This window comes from Nocardia altamirensis NBRC 108246 (assembly GCF_001612685.1).
GTDB classification, from domain to species: Bacteria; Actinomycetota; Actinomycetes; order Mycobacteriales; family Mycobacteriaceae; genus Nocardia; species Nocardia altamirensis.
The window spans coordinates 23,497-42,837 of the sequence record NZ_BDAY01000098.1; the positions used below are offsets into that span (position 1 = coordinate 23,497).

At 66.3% G+C, this 19,341-nt stretch carries 20 protein-coding genes; 10 read left to right on the forward strand and 10 right to left on the reverse strand.

Annotated features, from left to right (window positions below; translation table 11 throughout):
- Positions 1-36: 36 nt before the first annotated feature.
- Positions 37-885 (reverse strand): fumarylacetoacetate hydrolase family protein, encoded by an 849-nt coding sequence (locus NA11_RS37835; protein ID WP_069166901.1) that lies wholly within the window; start codon positions 883-885, stop codon positions 37-39.
- Positions 882-1,772 carry an amidohydrolase family protein gene (locus NA11_RS37840; RefSeq protein WP_369691189.1) on the reverse strand — a complete coding sequence of 297 codons (891 nt, stop codon included), beginning with the start codon at positions 1,770-1,772 and terminating at the stop codon, positions 882-884. The genes NA11_RS37835 and NA11_RS37840 overlap by 4 nt, the downstream gene beginning before the upstream one ends.
- Before the next feature lie 31 nt (positions 1,773-1,803).
- Between NA11_RS37840 and NA11_RS37845 the strand changes: the two genes are divergently transcribed.
- Positions 1,804-2,472: a FadR/GntR family transcriptional regulator gene (locus tag NA11_RS37845; RefSeq protein ID WP_069166903.1), complete on the forward strand. Its 669-nt coding sequence runs from the start codon at positions 1,804-1,806 to the stop codon at positions 2,470-2,472.
- A 14-nt stretch (positions 2,473-2,486) separates the two neighbouring features.
- On the opposite strand, the gene NA11_RS37850 is transcribed toward NA11_RS37845, so the two are convergent.
- Genes NA11_RS37850 through NA11_RS37875 form a run of 6 tightly spaced genes read right to left on the reverse strand, consistent with a single transcriptional unit; the run spans position 2,487 to position 8,789 of the window.
- Complete coding sequence (locus tag NA11_RS37850) at positions 2,487-3,482, reverse strand: aldo/keto reductase (protein WP_245746512.1); 996 nt, start codon at positions 3,480-3,482, stop codon at positions 2,487-2,489.
- 1 nt (position 3,483) lies between these two features.
- A complete protein-coding gene (locus NA11_RS37855; protein WP_069166904.1) occupies positions 3,484-3,819 on the reverse strand; it encodes an L-rhamnose mutarotase in 336 nt (111 codons plus the stop codon).
- A gap of 2 nt (positions 3,820-3,821) precedes the next feature.
- Positions 3,822-4,844, reverse strand: coding sequence for an ABC transporter permease (locus NA11_RS37860; protein ID WP_069166905.1), 1,023 nt, complete (start codon positions 4,842-4,844; stop codon positions 3,822-3,824).
- On the reverse strand, positions 4,841-6,343 hold the full coding sequence (locus tag NA11_RS37865; protein ID WP_069166922.1) for a sugar ABC transporter ATP-binding protein: 1,503 nt from the start codon (positions 6,341-6,343) through the stop codon (positions 4,841-4,843). The genes NA11_RS37860 and NA11_RS37865 overlap by 4 nt, the downstream gene beginning before the upstream one ends.
- On the reverse strand, positions 6,343-7,437 hold the full coding sequence (locus NA11_RS37870; RefSeq protein ID WP_069166906.1) for a sugar ABC transporter substrate-binding protein: 1,095 nt from the start codon (positions 7,435-7,437) through the stop codon (positions 6,343-6,345). The genes NA11_RS37865 and NA11_RS37870 overlap by 1 nt, the downstream gene beginning before the upstream one ends.
- The gene (locus NA11_RS37875; RefSeq protein WP_084655420.1) at positions 7,434-8,789 is read right to left on the reverse strand and encodes an L-fuconate dehydratase; all 1,356 of its coding nucleotides are present in this window, start codon (positions 8,787-8,789) and stop codon (positions 7,434-7,436) included. Before NA11_RS37875 ends, NA11_RS37870 begins: the two co-directional genes overlap by 4 nt.
- A 210-nt stretch (positions 8,790-8,999) precedes the next feature.
- Here NA11_RS37875 and NA11_RS37880 point away from each other — a divergent pair, with 210 nt between their 5' ends.
- Together NA11_RS37880 and NA11_RS37885 are read left to right on the forward strand one after the other, a co-directional pair.
- Positions 9,000-9,785: an SDR family NAD(P)-dependent oxidoreductase gene (locus tag NA11_RS37880; protein WP_069166907.1), complete on the forward strand. Its 786-nt coding sequence runs from the start codon at positions 9,000-9,002 to the stop codon at positions 9,783-9,785.
- A gap of 11 nt (positions 9,786-9,796) precedes the next feature.
- The gene (locus NA11_RS37885; RefSeq protein WP_069166923.1) at positions 9,797-11,014 is read left to right on the forward strand and encodes an alpha-hydroxy acid oxidase; all 1,218 of its coding nucleotides are present in this window, start codon (positions 9,797-9,799) and stop codon (positions 11,012-11,014) included.
- Between the two features lie 10 nt (positions 11,015-11,024).
- Here the strand turns inward: NA11_RS37885 and NA11_RS37890 are convergent, their stop codons facing one another.
- Positions 11,025-12,104 (reverse strand): NAD(P)H-dependent amine dehydrogenase family protein, encoded by a 1,080-nt coding sequence (locus NA11_RS37890; RefSeq protein WP_069166908.1) that lies wholly within the window; start codon positions 12,102-12,104, stop codon positions 11,025-11,027.
- Between the two features lies 1 nt (position 12,105).
- A complete protein-coding gene (locus NA11_RS37895; protein ID WP_069166909.1) occupies positions 12,106-12,897 on the reverse strand; it encodes an SDR family oxidoreductase in 792 nt (263 codons plus the stop codon).
- 116 nt (positions 12,898-13,013) lie between these two features.
- Between NA11_RS37895 and NA11_RS37900 the strand changes: the two genes are divergently transcribed.
- The 7 genes from NA11_RS37900 to NA11_RS37930 all read left to right on the forward strand — a co-directional run bounded on the left by NA11_RS37900 (position 13,014) and on the right by NA11_RS37930 (position 19,299).
- Positions 13,014-13,898, forward strand: coding sequence for a helix-turn-helix domain-containing protein (locus tag NA11_RS37900; protein WP_069166910.1), 885 nt, complete (start codon positions 13,014-13,016; stop codon positions 13,896-13,898).
- Between the two features lie 119 nt (positions 13,899-14,017).
- Positions 14,018-14,224, forward strand: coding sequence for a hypothetical protein (locus NA11_RS37905; protein ID WP_069166911.1), 207 nt, complete (start codon positions 14,018-14,020; stop codon positions 14,222-14,224).
- 121 nt (positions 14,225-14,345) lie between these two features.
- On the forward strand, positions 14,346-14,777 hold the full coding sequence (locus NA11_RS37910; RefSeq protein ID WP_069166912.1) for a hypothetical protein: 432 nt from the start codon (positions 14,346-14,348) through the stop codon (positions 14,775-14,777).
- A 423-nt stretch (positions 14,778-15,200) separates the two neighbouring features.
- Positions 15,201-16,745 carry a tryptophan halogenase family protein gene (locus NA11_RS37915; protein WP_084655421.1) on the forward strand — a complete coding sequence of 515 codons (1,545 nt, stop codon included), beginning with the start codon at positions 15,201-15,203 and terminating at the stop codon, positions 16,743-16,745.
- Positions 16,742-17,365 carry a LysE family translocator gene (locus NA11_RS37920; RefSeq protein WP_069166913.1) on the forward strand — a complete coding sequence of 208 codons (624 nt, stop codon included), beginning with the start codon at positions 16,742-16,744 and terminating at the stop codon, positions 17,363-17,365. Before NA11_RS37915 ends, NA11_RS37920 begins: the two co-directional genes overlap by 4 nt.
- A 34-nt stretch (positions 17,366-17,399) precedes the next feature.
- A complete protein-coding gene (locus NA11_RS37925) occupies positions 17,400-17,912 on the forward strand; it encodes a flavin reductase family protein (RefSeq protein ID WP_069166914.1) in 513 nt (170 codons plus the stop codon).
- Positions 17,913-17,991: 79 nt separating this feature from the next.
- Positions 17,992-19,299: a DUF2786 domain-containing protein gene (locus NA11_RS37930; RefSeq protein ID WP_069166915.1), complete on the forward strand. Its 1,308-nt coding sequence runs from the start codon at positions 17,992-17,994 to the stop codon at positions 19,297-19,299.
- Positions 19,300-19,341 lie beyond the last annotated feature (42 nt).

The following is a 19,341-nucleotide window of genomic DNA, read 5'->3' on the forward strand; positions in this document are numbered from 1 at the left end:
ACGACCCCGCGGCACCACCGCACCGCACCTACGCACCTACGCAGCGTCCCGGAACAGCTGCCTCGCGCGCCCGATCCCTTCGATCTCGACTTCGACCACATCACCGTCGCGCAGATACGGGTACCGGCCGGAAAGTGCAACCCCCGCAGGCGTTCCGGTGTTGATGACATCGCCGGGTTCGAGGACGGCGTACTGCGACAGATGCCAGACGAGGAAGCCGACGTCGAAGATGAGGTCGGCGGTGCTGGAGTCTTGCCTCGCTTCACCGTTCACGAACGACCGCAGCCGCAGATCGGCCGGGTCGAGCCGGTCGCGCGGCACCAGCGCGGGGCCCAGCGGATTGAATGTCTCGCAGCACTTACCTTTCGACCACTGCCCGCCCGAATGTTCGAGCTGGAACGCACGTTCCGAGACGTCGTTCGAGATGGTGTATCCGGCAATGTGATTCAGCCCCGCTTCGGCCGAGTCGAGGTAGCGCGCCCGCCGCCCGATCACCAGCGCGAGTTCGACTTCCCAGTCGGTCTTGCGGGAATCACGCGGAATCAGCACGTCGTCGTACGGCCCGACCACGGTGTTGGGCGTCTTGAAGAACACGACGGGCGCCTGCGGCGGCGCCGAACCCGATTCCGCGGCGTGCGCGGCGTAGTTCATGCCGACGCACCACACCGCCTGGGGCCGCGCGATCGGCGCGCCGATGCGCTGCCCGTCGATGTCGACCCGGGGCAGCTGTCCGGCCGCGAGTGCGGCGGCGACGGTCTCGATGCCGCCTGCGGCGAGGAAGTCGCCGTCGATGTCGCCGGTGAGTGGTCGCAGATCGTAGGCGTACTCGCCGTCGACGACGATCGGCTGTTCCGCGCCGGGTGCACCGATGCGCTGCAACTTCATTCGAGTTCTCCTAAGGTCATCCAGGTTGGCGCGAGGGGCAGTTGGTATGTCCGCCAAGCCACTTCGGTCAGCACCTGCACCCGTTCGGCCGGATCGAGGTGGGCGAGGGTGGCCATGGTGGTGCGCCATACGGTGGGATAGGACGCAGCGGTCAGGGTGAAAGGCCAATCGCCGCCGACCATCAGGCGTCCCGGCCCGAAGACCGCCAGTGCGTGGTCGACATACGGTTGCCAGCGTGCGGCGCTGATCTCCGTGCCGGATACCGTCGCCAATCCGGAGATCTTGGCCACCACGTTCGGCGCGGCCGCCGCGTCGGCGAGTAGGTCGGCCCACGGCTGCCAGCCATTCGACGCGATCGGCGGCTTGCCGAGATGGTCGAGGATGATCGTCAGGTCGGGGTGTTCACCCGCGATCAACGGAACTTGGGCAAGCAGATCCGGCCGTTCGGCCACCGCGTCGAACGCCAAGCCCGCTTCGGCGAGCAGTGCCAGACTCTCGGAAACTTCCTGGCGCAGTAACCATTTCGGGTCCGGATCGCGATGGATCATGTGCCGGACGCCGACGAACTCCGGATGTGCCCGCCAGCGCGGCAATTCGGCGGCGACGAGCTCGGGCCGATGCAGCGGCAACCAGCCGACCACCGCCGCGGGGCGCTGGGTGGCGACGGCCGCGGCAAGCAGTGCGTGGTTCTCGGCGAGCGAATCGGCCGCCTGCACCAGCACGATCGCGCCGACACCGTGGTCGGCCAGTGTCGGATCCACGTCGGCCAAAGTGTAGTTTTGGCGCAATACATCCGATGTTTCGTTCAGCCAATCGTACTGTACGTCGAATTTTCCGCCGTCAACCTGCCAGACATGGACGTGGGAGTCTACAGTCATCGGAGGCATAGCTTCACATCCTCGAAGGCGAAGGAAACAGGTGTCGGTCACCGACGACGCGATAGCGAAGATCAAGGCGATGATCATCTCCGGCGATCTCGAGCCGGGCTCGCGACTCCCCCGCGAGGCAGATCTGGCCGCCGAGCTCGGCGTCTCGCGCAACTCGCTGCGCGAGGCGGTGCGGGCGCTGTCGCTGGTGCGGATCCTGGACGTGCGCCAAGGCGACGGCACCTACGTGTCCAGCCTCGAGCCCAAGTCGCTGCTCGACGCGATGAGCTTCCTGCTCGAATTCCACCAGGACGATTCGGTTTTGGACATTCTCGGCGTGCGGCGGATCCTCGAGCCCGCCGCCACCGCGCTGGCCGCGCAACACATGCCCGAGGAGCGCATCGAGCACTTGCGGACGCTGGTCGTGCCCGAGACGTCCTCGGTGACCGAGCTGGTGACCCTCGACCTGGAATTCCACGCCGCGATCGCCGCCGCCTCCGGCAACAAAGTGCTTGGCTCGCTGTTGGATTCGCTGTCGATGCCGACCATGCGGGCGCGGATCTGGCGGGGGATCACCGAGGAGCGAGCGTTCGAGCGGACCGTTGCCGAGCACCGCGGGATCTGTGACGCGATCGCCGCGCGCGACCCCGAACTCGCGCATGCGCGCGCCCTCGCCCACGTGGCTGGCGTGATGGAGTGGCTGCAACGCGCGGCAGGGTGACACTCGCCTGCGGATCAGCACGGCGCTACCTCGTCTAGTTCATCCCAGAGTTCCACCGGCACAACAGTATTCAGCATCGCGATCGTATCGGCGAGCTCTTCACTGGTACCCGCACCGATCACCGTCGCGGTGACCGCGGCGTTGCGACGCGGGAATTGCAACGCCGCCGCCCGCAACGGAACGTCATAGGCCGCGCAGAGCCGGTCCATCGCCAGCGCACGCTCGACAACCTCGCCAACGGCCTGCCGGTAATCAAAGGTCGCCTTACGCACGGGATCCGCCAGGATGCCGCTGTTCAACACACCGGCCACTTGCACCCTGATCCCACGGCGCGCGCATTCGGGGAGCAGCTCAGCCTCTGCACGCCGGTCGAGCAGGGTGTATCGGCCCGCGATCATCACCTGATCGATGTCGGCCTCCCGAACGAAGCGCAATGCGACCGCTACGTCGTTGACGCCGATGCCGATTTCCGCGACCACGCCGCGGTCCCGCATTCGTTGCAGCTCGGGCATCGCCCCGGCCAGCGCTTCCTCCTGGTAGTCGTCGGGATCATGAATCAGGAGCAGGTCGACCCGATCCAGGGCCAGCCGGTCGAGCGACTCCATCAGCGACCGGCGGACACCGCCCCCCGAATAGTCCCGTCGCCGTGAACGTTTCGGCATGCCGTAGAAGTCGGCCGCACCGTCGGGAGCCAGCGGATCGTCATAGAGCAGACGTCCGACCTTGGTGGAGAGCCGGTAGGCCCCTCGTGGGCGCTCGCGCAGGAACGCGCCGAGCCGCTCCTCGCTGCCGCCTGCGCCATAGTGCGGCGCGGTGTCGAAAGCACGGATGCCCGCCTCCCAGGCCGCCGTGAGCGCCGCCTGCGCGTCCTCGGCCCGCACCGGGCGAAACAACCCCGCATACCCGGCACCGCCGAGCACAATGTGCTCGAGGCCTTGCGTCACTCCGCTGTGCCGCGTCGTCGTGCCACCGGATCGCACTGGCAATTCTTCGTCGTACCGCTGTGCCACGTCATTCTCCCGCTACCGGTGCGGGATTCAGCTCCCACACCACCGGCAGCCCCGCGCCGGCGCCCGCGGCCGAATAGTCGTGCGCCGCTGCCAGATACTCGTCCATCCGCACCTGCCATGCGATGTTCACCGGCAGCTCGGCCAGCCGCTCGAGCAGCACATCGTATGCGGCGCAGTCGATCACGTGGAACAGCTCGCTGCCGCTGCGCCAGATGGTCCAGTCGGTGGCCCCGGCAGACCTGATCGCCGCGACCAACTCGGCGGGCACCGCTCGATGCGCCGCCGCGTACTCGGCTTCGGCGCCGGGTTTCAGCCTGGTGTGCAACGCGATTCGCACCGCTACTCCTGCCGTCGTCCACTGGCGACCCGGGTGATCACCAAGGCGACCAGGATCAGCGCACCGTTGATGAACTTGAGCGAGTCGGCACTCACTCCGCCGTAGGACAGCAGCTTCTGAATCAAGGTCAGGATCAGGACACCGAAGAAGGCGCCGAGCACCGAACCGCGCCCGCCGTTGAGCGCGACGCCGCCGATCACGCAGGCGGCGAACACCTGGAAGATCATCCCGTCGCCCTGACTCACCTGCACACTGGCGAACTGCCCCGAGTAGATCAGGCCCCCGATCGCCGCGAGCCCACCGGCGATGACCAGCACGCCGATAACGACGTTATCGGTGCGAATGCCCGCGGCCCGCGCGGCAGCCTCGTTGCCGCCGACCGCATACAACGACCGCCCCACCGTCGTGTAGGTCAACACCAGATAGCCGAGGACGAACAGCGCCAAACAGAGCGCCACATCGACCGGCACCCCCAAAACCCTGGTGTTGCCCAACCATTCGACCGACGGCGGAATCTTGGTGAGCGTGAACCCCTCGGTGAGGAAGGTCAGCAACCCACGCAGCGCGATGAGCATGGCCAGGGTGACGATGAAGCCGTTCAACCCGAAGCGCACGATCAGCACCCCGTTCAGCGCGCCGACCGCAAGACCGACGAGCAGCGCGATCGGAATGGCCATCCACGGCGACGTCCACGCGTAGGCGCCCATCTGCGCGGTGCCCATGGTCGCCCAGATGGCGACACCGGGCGCGAGCCCGAACGTCGATTCCAGCGACAGGTCCATCCGGCCGACCACCAGCACCAGCACCTCGGCAAGCACGATCAGCGAGATGCCGCTCATGGTGGTCAGCACGTTGGTGAGGTTGTCGCGCGAGACGAAGTTGGTATTGATGAAGTAGCCGACCACCAGCACCAGCAGGATCGGCGGCACCAGCAGGAAATCGCGCAGCGCACCCCAGCGCACCGTGCGCCGGGTCGCGGTCGGCTCGCGGGTCGCGGGTTCGCGCCCGGTCGCGATCGGGGTCATGACAATCCTTCCATCGCGGCGACGAGTTCCTTGTCGCCCCAGCCCTGCTCGAATTCCTGCACGATCGCGCCCTGCACCATCACCACGACGCGGTCGCAGTCGCGCAGATCGTCGAGTTCGTCCGACACCACCAGCACGGCGGTGCCGCGGTCGGCGGCCGCGCGCACGACCGCGCGCAGCGTCTCCTTCGACCGGACGTCGACGCCCGCCGTCGGGGTGATCAACACGAGCACCGCGGGATCGGTGGCCAGCGCACGAGCGAACACCACCTTCTGCTGGTTGCCGCCCGACAGTTCCGCCACGCTCTGGTCCGGCCCTTCGGTTTTGATGCCGAGCTCGTCTATGGCCTTGCCCGCCACCGTGTTCCGGGTGCGCCGGGACAGCAGGCCGAGCCGTCCGAGCCGGTGCGGCACGGTCAGCGTTGCGTTGTCGGCGACGCTCATTTCCGGGACCAGGCCCTCCTCGTGCCGATCGCGCGGCACGAAGCCGATACCCGCGTCCAGCGCGCCGCGCACGCCGCCGCCGCGCGGCGCGCTGCCGGACACGAGGACCGAACCCGTTGCCGCCTTGCGCAATCCGACGATCGTCTCGGCGACCTCGATCCGGCCACTGCTGCCGCCGCCGGCCAGGCCGACGATCTCACCGGGCCGGACCGCGAACGTCACATCGGCGAATTCGCCGGTGCGCGTGAGTCCGTCGACTGTCAAGGTCGGCGCTGCCGAGCGGTCGGGGTCGCGGCGGGCGACCGAGGTCTGCAGCTCCACCGAGTCACCGGTCATCGCGGCGATGAGTTCCCGCTTCCCCAACTCCTCGGCGGGAGCGGTCACCACATGCTTGGCGTCCCGGAAAACCGTGATGTCCCGGCAGATCTCGTAGGTCTCGTCCAGGTGATGCGAGATGAACAAGAAGGTGACACCCTGCGATTGCAGGTCCCCGATCCTGGCGAACAACCGTTTGATCGCGGGCCCGTCGAGCTGCGCGGTCGGCTCGTCCAGGATGATGAACCGGGCGCCGTGCGACAGCGAGCGCGCGATCTCCACCAGCTGCCGGTGCTCGACCGAGAGATCGCGGGCGACGGTGTCGACGTCGACCGGCACCGACCACGTGTCGAGCAGGTCGCGAGCGCGGCGACGCACGGTGCGCCACTTGATGATTCGACCGCCGAACCCTTGATTGTTGACGAACAGGTTCTCCGCCACCGACAGGTCGGGGATGATCGTGGACTTCTGGTAGACGCACGCCACCTTGGCACGCCACCCGTCCCGGTCGGCGGGCGACGGCGCAGGGCGACCGTTGAAGCGCACCTCCCCCTCATCAGGAGCTGCGAGTCCGGTCAGGATCGACACCAGGGTCGATTTCCCGGCGCCGTTGCGGCCGACCAGCGCGTGCGTGCGGCCCGCGGTCACCCGCAGCCCGACCCGATCCAGTGCGATCACGTTGCGGCCGAATCGCTTCGATACGTCGATCGCCTCGGCGATCGGTTCCCCGGTCGCCGTCATCAGCCGCCGTGCCCCCACAGGCCGGGCGCCGAGGTGGTCAGCGTGTCGAGTTCGCCCACCTTGCCGCCGGTCTTCGTGACGACGGGAGCGGGCAGTTGGTCTTCGAGCATCCCGCCGATGCCGGTGTCGATGATGGTCGATCCGTGATCGGTCGGGCCTGGCGTGAACGTGCGGCCGTCGACAGCGGCCTTCGCGTACACCGCCGCGTACTGCGCGTACAGATCCGCGGGCTGGGAGATCGTCGCGTCGATCTCGCCCGCCTCGATGGCATCCAGCTCGGCTTTGATGCCGTCGTTCGACACGATCGTGATATGGCCGGGCGCACCGGCTTTCACCAGTTTGCCGCTGCGCTTCAGCAAGGCGAGTGTCGACTGCAGGAACACGCCACCCGCCTGCATGTAGATGCCGTTGATATCGGGATCGGTCAGCAGTTTGTCCTGCAGGCCCGAGACGGCACGGTCGCCCTTCCAGTCAGTGGGGATCTCGATGACCTTGATGCCGGGGTAGCGCGTCTTCATGCACTCGGCGAACGCCTCAGACCGGTCGCGGCCGTTGATCGAGCTCAGGTCACCTTGAAACTCGACGACTTTGCCTGTGCCTTTGAGTGTTTCGCCGAGGTAGATGCAGGACTTGGTGCCGTAGGCGCGGTTGTCGGCGCGCACCACCATGTACACACCGCCACTGTCCGGCCGGGTGTCGACGCTGACCACCGGCACACTTTTCGCGGAGGCGGCGGCGAGTGCGGGTTTCACCGCTGCGGTGTCCTGCGGTGCCATGATGATCGCCTTGACGTTCTTCGACAGCAGGGTGTCGACGTTCGACTTCAGCCGGTTGGCGTCGTTGTCGGAGGAGGTGTTCTCCAGTTTCACCCCCGCCGCAGCGGCTTTCGGGCCTAGATAGCCCGCGTAAGCGCTCCAGAAGTCGGAGTCCGAGCGTGGCTGATCCGCACCGACGAGGACGCCGGATTCCGCACCGCTGCCGACGGTGACGCCTGCGCCACTCTTGCCGGTATCGATCGGATCCCGCGAACACGCTGTGCTGGCGATGATCAGCGTCGCGCCGATGGCTATGCCGATGATGCTGGCGGCTTTCATGATTTCTCCTGCGGGTGGGTCGAGAGATCAACTCCCGGTGTCGAATTCGAGTCGGTGTCGCGCCAGGCGGCGCCGGTCGGGTAGGTGTGGTCCTGTAGTGAAGCCGGTAGCATTTCGGCGCTGAAGCCCGGCTCACGCGGCGCCAGGTAGCGTCCGCCGCGCACGCGCACCGGATACCGGAAATGCTCGTGCAGGTGATCGACGAATTCGATCGCCCGCCCCTCGATGCTGCCGCTGATCGCGATGTAGTCGATCATCGCCAGGTGTTGCACCAGCTCGCACAGTCCGACGCCACCCGCGTGCGGCACCACCGGAACCCCGAACTTGGCCGCCAGCAACAGAATTGCCAGGTTCTCGTTGACTCCTGCCACCCTGGCCGCGTCGATTTGCAGGATGTCGACCGCGCCTGCCTGCAGCAGCTGCTTGAACAGGATCCGGTTCTGGCCGTGCTCGCCGGTCGAAATCCGCACGGGCGCAACGCGACGCCGGATCTCGGCGTGCCCGAGAATGTCGTCCGGACTGGTCGGCTCCTCGACCCAGGCCGGATTCGCCGACGCCAGCCGGGAAATCCAGTCCACCGCGGGTCCGACGTCCCAGCGCTGGTTCGCGTCGACGGCCAACCCGATGTCGGGCCCGATGGCCTCCCTGGCGACCTTGATCCGCCGCACGTCCTCGTCGACGTCGCGGCCGACCTTGATCTTGATGGTGCCGAAACCGTCGGCCACCGCCTGTCTGGCCAGCCTGGCCAGCTTGTCGTCGGAGTACCCGAGCCAGCCTGGCGAGGTGGTGTAGGCCGGATAGCCCGCCTCGAGTAATCGATCCGTCCGCTCCCGCCTGCCCGGCTCGGCGCGGCGCAGGATGGCCAGCGCCTCGTCCGGCGTGAGTGCATCGGTGAGATAGCGGAAGTCGATCAGCTGGACGATCTGTTCCGGCGACATCTCGGCGACCAACTGCCACACCGGTTTTCCGGCCAATTTCGCGGCGAGATCCCACGCGGCGTTGATCACCGCGCCCACCGCCATGTGCTGCACACCCTTCTCCGGGCCGAGCCAACGCAATTGGGAGTCCCCGGCAAGCGCGCGGGCGAAACCCCCGAGGTCCCCGACGACCTCGGCCACTGAGCGGCCGACAACCAGGTGTGCGAGCGATTCGATGGCGACACGTTGCACGTCGTTGCCGCGGCCGATGGTGAACGCGAAACCGTGGCCGTCCTCGCCCGTTTCCGCGTCGGTCCGCAGGATCACGTACGCCGCGGAATAGTCGGGGTCGGGGTTCATCGCGTCCGAGCCATCGAGCTCTCGCGACGTCGGGAACCGGACATCGAAGGTGTCCAGCGCCGTGAGACGCGCCATGGGGGATCCTCGTTCCAGATAGTGATCTGGGTCACGACTATACATCGGATGTCTGTCTACGCAATGGGAGCAGAAAAATCGACCAATCTCAGCTTCCCAGTGGCAATCTGGTCCGTATCGCGGGGTGCGGTGCTATCTTCGCCAGGGTCAAACATCGGATCTGTTCTGGGCGGTTGCTCGCACCGGGATCGACGCGAGAAGGTGGACGGTATGTCGTCGCATGGCACATTCGACGGGCTGGTGGCCGTAGTCACCGGTGGCGCGTCCGGGATCGGGCAGGCGGTCGCCGAGACGTTCGCGGCCGCGGGCGCGCGGGTGGCGGTGCTGGATCTCGAGCCGAGCGGCACGGCACCCGCGTCGGGACTGGCCCTGCGTTGCGATGTCACCGAGGACGATTCGGTGCGGCGCGCGATGGCGGCGGTGATGGACGCGTTCGGACGGATCGACATCCTCGTCAACTGCGCAGGCATCGGCGCGCAGGGCACCATCGAAGACAGCACCGACGCCGACTGGCGACGAGTATTCGACGTGAATGTGTTCGGCACAGTGCGCGTCTCCCGCGCCGCGCTCCGCCACCTGCGGCGCTCGCCCGCCGCCGCGATCGTGCACATCTGCTCGATCGCCGCCACCACCGGGCTGCCCGACCGTGCCGTCTACAGCGCAAGCAAGGGCGCCATCCTTGCACTCACTCGCGCGATGGCCGCCGACCACCTCGGCGAGGGCGTTAGGGTGAACTGCGTGAATCCGGGCACCGTCGACACACCATGGGTGCAACGGCTGCTTGCGGCCAGCGCGGATCCCGAAGCCGAAATGGCCGCGCTCCGCGCGCGACAGCCACACGGACGGCTGGTCACCGCGGCCGAAGTAGCCGGTGCGGTCGCCTATTTGGCCGGTCCGACGGCCGCGTCGACAACCGGGACCATGCTCGAAGTCGACAGCGGCATGCATTCGCTGCGGCTGCGCACCGCCGCGCACGCCGCCGGGGCAGGCCGGTGACCGCGCGCCGGATGCCACGGCCGCGCGAACTCGCGCCGTTGGTCAAATTCGAGCGTCCGTTCGGCGGACGGGCACGCAAACTCGCACGCGCCCAAACCATCTGGGACCTCAGGGAGATGGCGCGCACCCGCACCCCGAAGGTCGCCTTCGACTACACCGATGGCGCCGCCGACGCCGAGATCAGCCTGAACCGGGCCAGGGAAGCGTTCTCCGACATCGAGTTCCGACCCGCGATCCTGCGCAATGTCGCGACGGCAGACACCACCACCCAGGTGCTCGGAGCCACCGCCACACTGCCGTTCGGCATCGCGCCGACCGGGTTCACCAGGATGATGCACACCGCTGGCGAACTGGCCGGTGCGCGGGCCGCCGAACGCGCAGGCATCCCATTCACGTTGTCCACCATGGGGACAACGGCCATCGAGGATCTCGCCGCAGGCACCGGCGCCGACGCCCGCAACTGGTTCCAGCTCTACATGTGGACCGACCGCGATCGTTCCCTCGCGCTCGTAGAACGGGCTGCGGCAGCGAAATTCGACACCCTCGTCGTCACCGTCGACGTGCCGGTGGCAGGCGCCCGGCTGCGCGACGCGCGCAACGGCATGACGGTGCCGCCGTCGATCACGCTGAGCGGCGCGCTCGATGCGTTGCGCAGGCCATGGTGGTGGTGGGACTTCCTCACCACCGAACCGCTGGCCTTCGCCTCGCTCGACCGCTGGTCCGGGACGGTCGGTGAACTGCTCGACGCCATGTTCGACCCGACGGTCGGCTTCGACGACCTGGCCTGGCTCCGGGAGCACTGGCCGGGGCGGATGCTGGTGAAGGGCGTGCAGACCGTCGAGGATGCGAAACGCTTGGCCGGGCTCGGTGTCGACGGCATCGTGTTGTCGAATCACGGTGGGCGGCAATTGGATCGCGCGCCCGTGCCGCTGCATCTGCTGCCGTCGGTGGTGCGTGAGGTCGGCGACGACATGGAGATACACCTCGACACCGGCATCATGCACGGTGCCGACATCGTCGCCGCCGTCGCCCTCGGCGCGCGGTTCACCCTCATCGGGCGGGCCTATCTGTATGGGCTGATGGCGGGCGGTGAGGCAGGCGTCGACCGGGCCATCGACATCCTGCGCACGCAGATCGTGCGGACGATGAAGCTGCTCGGTGTCGGCACACTCGCCGAACTCGAACCGAACCACGTGCGGCTGCTGGAACGGTATCGATCGCGCGAATGAGCCACCGCCGCTAGGGCTTTCCGTTCCGTGCCGCAGGGCTGGTGATGAGCGGCAGGTCGAGGGCGGTCACGATGCCCGGCGGTGCCTGGACCACGGCGGGGATCGCGTTGACGATGCGCATGGCCGTGCCGACCAACGTGGCGTAGTTGTGGTCGCCGTTGCGGCTCGATGTCACCAGATCCATGGCGTAACTGGGTTCGCCGGTGATTTCGACGCGGTAGGAGCCTTGCTGCTCAGCAGGCTGCGGCCAGTCGGGGCAGAGGTCAGGGTGCAGGCGAGTCACGTGCTCCAGGACGGTGACGACATCGTCGCCAACCATGCCGCGGACCTCGAAACGCAGTGCGGCAGCGGTGCCCTCGGCGATGTGACCGGTGGCGATGTCGAAGGAATGGGCTGCCGGGATCCGTTCGTAGGTTTCGGTGACCGTGTCGAGGGTGACGCCGATGCCCGCGGCCAGCTGGCGTACCACGCCACCCCACGCGAGTGAGAGCACGCCGGGCTGCAGCAGCAGCGGGATGTCGTCGACCGGCTTACCGAAACCCATGATGTCGAACATGACTTCACGGTTGTCGTAGCTGGCGTAGTCGACGATCTCTATGCAGCGCAGCTGATCAATGCGCAGACAGGTGCCCGCGAGTGCCAGCGGCAGTAGGTCGTTGGCGAAACCAGGATCGATGCCGTTGACGAACAGCGACGAATTGCCCTGTGCCGCCGCCTCTTCCACCGGCTTCAGCAGTTCGTCTGGCAGTACGCCGTACGGGTACTGGAAGAACACCGGCGCGCAGGCGACCACGTTGATTCCGGCACTGAGTATCCGCTGCAGGTCGCCGACGGCTTCGAACAGGCGGTTGTCGGTCATCGAGCAGTAGACGACGCAATCGGGTTTCGCCGCGAGGATGGCGTCGGCGTCCATCGACGCCGCGACGCCGACCGAATGATCTAGTCCCGCAAGGGCTCCCGCGTCCTGTCCCGCCTTCGCGGGGCCGGACACCCAGACGCCGGTCAATTCCAGATCAGGATTGGCGATGACGCCTGCCAGCGCGTGCTTGCCGACGTTGCCAGTCCCCCACTGCACTACGCGATAGGTCATCTCAGAGGTCTCCGATCGGAAGGTCGAGGTTCGGGGCGATCAGGCCGCCGTCGGGCTCGAGCACCTTGCCCGTGAGGTACTTTCCGGCGGGCGAGACCAGATAGAGCGCGGCGGCCGCGATATCGTCGGGATCACCGATCGACTGTAGTGGTGTCTTCGACTCCAGCTGGGTACGCATCGCGTCGTTGCTCGCGACGATTTCCAGCGCGGAGGTCAGGATCGAGCCCGGCGCGATCGCGTTCACGCGGATGCGTGGATTCAGGTCGAGCGCGGCGAGTTTCGTGTAGTGCGCCAGCGCGGCCTTGGCCGTGCCGTAGGCCGCGAAGGCCCGGCCGGGGAGCCTGCCCATGGTCGAGGTGATGTTGAGAATCGAGCCGCCGCCCGCCGTCGCGAGGATGTGCGGCACCGCGGCCCGCACCAGTGCGTGCGCGTTGGTGACATTGAAATTGAAGGCATCGACCAGCGCCTGCGGTGTGGTGTCGAGCAACGGGCACGGCATCGCGCCGCCGACGTTGTTCACCACGATGTCCAGGCGACCGAACCGCTGCACCGCCGCCTCCGCCAGCGCGGCGGTCGCGTCGAGATCGCTCAGATCCGCCGCAACGACATGCGCCTGCCGCCCGGCCTGCGACACCTGCTCGGCCACCGCGTCCAACTGGCTCTTGGTTCGTGCCGCGATCAGCACATCCGCGCCCGCCTCGGCAAAGGCCACCGCGATCGCCGCACCCAACCCGCGACCCGCGCCCGTGACAACGGCGACCTGCCCATCGATGCGGAACCGGTCCAGAATCATTCGCGCTCCATTCGCGCCGAGGTGTCGAACCTTCGGATGTCGAATATTCGACACTGGATGATCTAATATTCGACATAGTAGGTCGTCCGCTCGAATCGAGACAAGGGATTCCGCCAATGCCCGATCGCTCCGCGTCCCCGCCGACGCGCCGCGTCATCGAGATCGTGTCCCTCCTGACCACCGCCACCGAGCCGGTCAGCGTCGCAGGCATCGCCGAACGCCTCGGCATCGCCCGCGCCACCGCGACCGCCATCCTGGCCGAACTCGACGACGCGGGCTGGGTCGCCCGAGACCAGCACCGCGGCTACGCCATCGGCCCCGCGCTGGTCGGCCTGCACGGTGCCGCGCTCCCGCCCGGCGTCGGCGACATCATCGCCGCCCTCGCCACCCGCACCGGCTACGGCGCCACCTTCAGCCGCATCGAGCCGGACCGCCTCACCGTGCTCGACATCCGGCACGGCACCCACCGCGTCGTCCCCGGAATCCCGGTGGGCCACCGCATCCCACTCCAATTCCCGGCAGGCGCCAGCGTCATGCCCTGGCGTACCGCGACCGAACAGAACACTTGGCTGCGCACCGCCGCAGGCGCCGACCAACGCACCGCGGGCGCGCTCCTCACCCTCGTCCGCGCCAACGGCGTCGCCGTCTTCCGTCCGCGTGCCGACGACGCAGGCATGGTCGACCTGCTCGCCGATCTGCTCAGCGCCGTGGGAACCGAACTCCTGCAACCACATCTACGCTCCCGCGTGCTCCGCCAGCTCGCCGAACTCACCTCCCGGCCCTACACCAAGTCCGAACTCGACTCCACCGACGCACTCCCCCTCAGCTACCTCGCGGCCCCCGTCTTCGACGCCACCGGCATCGCGGCCTACGAAGTCCAGCTCGGCCCGCTCCAGTCGGCGACCTCGAAACCCGAACGCGACGAATACATCTCGGCGACACTGGACGCCGCACGTCAGCTCTCGGCGACACTGTCAAGCAACGGCAAAGCCAATACTTGATGAAACCGACGATTCGGATTCTCTTGCGACACAAGATAAAACGTCAGACACGCGGTAGCGCTATGCGATCGTGACTTCGATCCATCGATTGCGGGACACGCGCGGAGGACGATTGATCCATGACCGACCCCGCACCCGCACCCGAAGTTCCCGACGAGCCAGCAGCCGAAGAAGCAGACGCACCTGCCGCTCCGGTCGATGAAACCGGCTACGAAGCAGACGACGAAAACAGCGACGACGAACCCGCCGCGGAGACCGATACCGAGGAAAGCGACGAAGACGACGAGGAAGACGGCGAAGAGGAAAGTGGCGCCGAGAGCGAGTGAGTCCTGCTGCACCCGTAGGTAATTGAGATGCCGAAGGCCTCCGGCGCGTGCTGGGGGCCTTCGTGCTGCAGGCAGGACAGGGGGCTGCCGCCGGTAGCGGTCACGTGGCACTGTAGGCCTCGTGGTTATAGACAAGTCAGGTCAATGGTGGCGCGGTGAAGATCTCACGGATCTCGCCGAGTTCGTCCGTGCGTTCCGGGCGAACGGCTACAAGGTCGACCGGGTTCTCGAGTCGGTGTGTGCGCAGTGCGATGGGCGCGCCTTCCGGGTCGAGGCCGATGACGACGAAGGCGCCGCGCGGCGCACCTGCACCGGCTGCGGCACAGCGAGTTTCATCGCCGACAGCGCGGAGTACTGGGACGACGCCGATCACGGCGAGTGCGCATGCCCGTGTGGCGGTATGGAATTCGCGGTCGCCGTCGGATATGCCCTACGCGACAACGGGGACATCCGGTGGATCAGCGTCGGCCTGCGTTGTATAGCTGACGGCACGCTGGGTGTTTACGCCGACTGGAAGATCGACTACAGCCCGGCGCTCGACTTGCCGGCCTAGGCGGCAACCACCGGCAGCGCCCATTCGAAACACGCAGTCGCCATCCAGGACGGCAAACCCCTTGTGGTGCAACCAATTCTACCTACCACCAGGTATGCCGAAATGCCTAAGTCGACCGTTGACACGGTTGATTCCAATCGGTAGAAAGGGAGGCGACAGTTCCGGCAACGGGAATTGGGGGGTCCACGCAACTGCGTAGACATATCCTTCGGCATGTGAAACATCTTGTCGCGCAACGATGCGCGCAGTGCGTTTCCTGCGAATAGGGCACACAGAGCCTCAGCAGACAATCGAGCTTTGCGCTGAATCGAGCTCTCGTGCGCAAATACACGTGCGATCATCGGCGTGCCGCAGGGACAGCAATGCCGCAGGCCCGACATTTGCACGCCGTGCCGGGGGGAACATAAGCGGGGAGCTATCGTTATGGCACGTAATGTCTTGATCGTGGGCGGCGGGACGGCGGGTTGGATGACCGCCGCATATTTGTCCAAGGCTTTGCCCGGTGTATCCGTCTCGTTGATCGAATCCGCAACGACGGGCCGAATCGGCGTCGGTGAGGCAACATTCAGCACCATCCGGCATTTCTTCGACTACCTCGAACTCGACGAGCGCGAGTGGCTGCCGCAGTGCGCAGGGGGCTACAAGCTCGCCATTAGATTTCAGAACTGGAGCGGCGACGGCGACCATTTCTATCATCCGTTCGAACGCTGGAATCGAGTGCACGGGTTCAGCCTGGCCGAATGGTGGCTCGCCGGCGATCGAACGGACCGGTTCGACGAGGCAGCGTTCATCACACCGACGCTCTGCGCCGCCCGACGTTCACCGCGGGCCATCGACGGAAGTCTCTACGGCAGAACAGTTTCCGAAGATCTCGGGCAGTCGACCATGCTGGATCAGGTCGAACAGTTCCCCTATGCGTATCACTTCGACGCGGACAAGGTAGCCGCATTTCTGTCGAAGTACGCCATCGAGCGGGGAGTCAGGCACATCGTCGACGACGTGACCGACGTGCGGACCGACAACGACGGAATCTCCGGTGTCGAGTCGTCCGAGCACGGCACGCTGACGGCGGACCTCTACATCGACTGCACCGGCTTCCGATCGCTGATGTTGGCGGACGCACTCGCCGAGCCGTTCGAATCCTTCGCCGACGTGCTACCCAACAATCGCGCGGTCGCACTGCGTGTCCCCCGCGCCGTCACCGAGGAGATGGAACCGTACACCACCGCCCAGACCATGAATTGCGGCTGGCGCTGGACGATTCCACTCTACGAACGAAACGGCTACGGGTACGTGTACTGCGACCGCTACACGACACCCGAACAGGCCGAGGCGGAACTGCGAGCATCCATACCCGTCGACACCTCGGGCCTGGAAGCCAACCACATTCGCATGCGCATCGGACGTAGTCGGCGATCATGGGTCGCCAACTGCGTCGCCATCGGGCTCGCCAGCGCGTTCGTCGAGCCGCTCGAATCCACCGGGATCTTCTTCATCCAGCACGGCATCGAGGAGTTGGTCCGCTTCTTCCCCGGCACCGACGACAATGCCTGGTTGCGCGAGGAGTACAACAGGCGAGTTCGGCACGTGGTCGAAGGGGTCAAGAGCTTCCTTGTCATGCATTTCGTCGGCGCCGCACGGAACGACACCGAATATTGGCGAGACGTGAAACTGACACCACTTCCGCAAGAGCTCGAGCGCATCCTGAAGTTCGCCGAGAACGGCTTGCTCGACGAGCAGAACATCTACCCGGAGTACCACGGATTCGAATCGTATTCCTGGAACACGATGATCCTCGGTCTCGGCATCGGACCCGAGACACCGCGGCCTGCGTTGCGGAATTTCCGCACCGGCGCCGCCGATGCCGGGTTCGCCGACGTACGCAAACGAGCCGCTGCCGCGGTCGAAAGCTTGCCCTCGTGTTACGAATATCTGGACCATCTCACCCGTGATTCAATGGTCCGGTGATCGCCGCAGTCGGGGCACTTGCCGCCACTGTCGTCACCCTGATCGCCATTCCAGGTCCCAGCATCCTCTATATCGTCGGTCAGACGTTGGCGGCAGGAAAGGCCACGGCGTTCCGGAGTGTCCTCGGGAACGCGCTCGGCACGCTGACGGCAGGCATTCTCATCACCACATTCTTGGGAGTGGCGATACAGCAGAGCAGCTTCGTACAAACAGCCCTTCGAACCGTCGGCGCCGTCGTACTGATCCTGCTCGGCCTCTCGTTTCTGCTGGCGGCCTTCCGAAAAAGAAAGGTTGCCGAGGCCTCGATGCCGGAGACCGCAGGCTCTACTCGACCGCTGGCCACCGGCTGGCTGGTCGGCGCAACCAATCCCAAGGCCATGATCATTTTCGGGACCATCACGCCGAGTTTTCTGCCTGCCGGAACAGCGGTATTCCCCGGCCTGACCGTGCTTGCGTTCGTTCCGGTACTGGTCGGGTTCTTCGTCGACTCGCTCTGGCTCGAAGGCGCTCATCGGATGAAGGGGTGGCTTGCGCGCACCAACGGATCCATCGCGTCGATCAATGCCGCAGGCGGAATCTTGATGATCGTGATGGCCGCATTGATTTTCCGCGGGGTGTGACCCCGACGACGTCCGGGCAACAGGAAGCAACAAGATGACCGGTCAGCAGCAGTACGACACAAGCGATTTCCGGCAGTTCATGAGCTCGTTCCCCAGCGGAGTCGCCGTGGTGACCAGCGTGCTCCCCGACGGTTGTCCCACCGGTTTCACCTGCACATCGCTGTGCAGCGTCTCGATGGATCCGCCGACTCTGCTCGTCTGCGCGAACCAGGCGGGTCGTTCGGGCGCGGCGGTCGTGGCGAGTGGCGGTTTCGCGGTGAACCTCCTGCATGTCGGCGCCACCGCGGTCGCGAAACTGTTCGCGGCACCGACCAGCGCGCGGTTCCGCTCGGTCGAATGGCATCGAACTCCGAACGGCATGCCTGCCTTGACATCCGATGCCTTCGCGGTCGCCGACTGCAAGGTGGTCGGCCATCTCCAAATAGAAACGCACACAGTAATTTTCGGGCGGCCCATCCAGATCACCCACAGCGACGCCGCAGGCAGGCCACTGCTCTACGGCATGCGAATGTTCAACGGCTGGAACACTGCCACCCAATATCACTGACTCAGGTGGATTCGAGGTCGGTAGGTTGCTCTATCGTTGCGAGGCATCGATGCCGGCGGATCGCGAATAGGTTGGGTACATGGGCAAGCAGAACCGTCGGCGGCGCACCGGCCGACGGCCGCACAGCGGTCCGACTGGGGGCGGCGACTTCTGGTCTGAACAGAAGACCCCAGATTCATCGGCGGACGCGGCCGAGATCGCCAACATGCTGATGGCCGCTGCGATGGAGACCGCACGTGGGGCTGTGGCGGCAGCAGAGCGTTGCGCGGCGGCGCTCGCTGGTCGGGATCGACTGACACCGCAGGTGGAGCACGGCGTGCACCTAGCGGGTCAGCGCATCATCGCCCGGATCTTCCAGAACGGATGGCTGCCGTGGGACGTCCACCGGGCCGCGCGGCGGCACCTCGACGAGCACGCGATCGCGCTGCTCACCGACGTCATCACCACGTACATGCAGCCTTTCGCCGCCGCATCGGTCGACGAGACCTGGCGCGCACAGCTCGACCAACTCGAGGCTGTTGTCTGGTGGTCGACGTCGGCACCACACCTCGGTCAGTGGGCGACGAAGCACCTCCTGACTCCGACCGAAGCGCTCACCACCGCGGTCCAGGCGCTGGCGCTGCTGATCCGGCTGCCGCGGCTCGAACTCATCCGTCCGCTTCCTGGCACCGCGCGACCGAACACCGCCTCGCACCATCACGTCGACGAGAAGGTATTGGGCCGGGTCCGTGGGCTGCTCGCGAAGGCCGAGTCCACCTCGTTTCCCGAAGAGGCCGAAGCGCTTTCGGCGAAGGCACAAGAGCTGATGACGAAATACGCACTCGACCGCGTGCTGATCGACGCGGACACCGCTGCGCCCGATCTGCCCGGCGCACAGAGGATCTGGCTGGACACTCCGTATCTCGAAGCCAAGGCGCTGCTCGTCGACACGGTCGCCCAAGCCAACCGCAGCCGGGCGATCTTCAGTTCGGAATGGGGATTCATGACCGTCGTCGGGGACGACAGCGATCTGGAGGTCATCGAGCTGTTGACGACATCGCTACTCGTGCAGGCCACCAGGGCGATGATCGCCAGCGGCAATCAGGAACAGCGCAGTGCGGACTCGCGCAGCCGCGCGTACCGCAAGTCGTTCCTGCTCGCCTATGCCACGCGGATCGGTGAGCGGTTGACCGCCGCCACCGAGACCACCATCGCGCAATCCACCGAATCGGCGCGTCTACTGCCGGTGCTCGCCTCCCATCAGGTGCAGGTGGACAAGGCATTCGACACCCTCTTCCCGACAGTCCGCAATCGCGGCGTCGCCATCGGCAACGCCAACGGTTGGGACGATGGCCGTGCCGCCGCTGATGACGCCAAGCTGGAAGCCCGGCGCCCGCTTCGGAAGTAGTGCTATCCGATCGGTTCGACTGCGGCGCTGGATTGGTCGGTT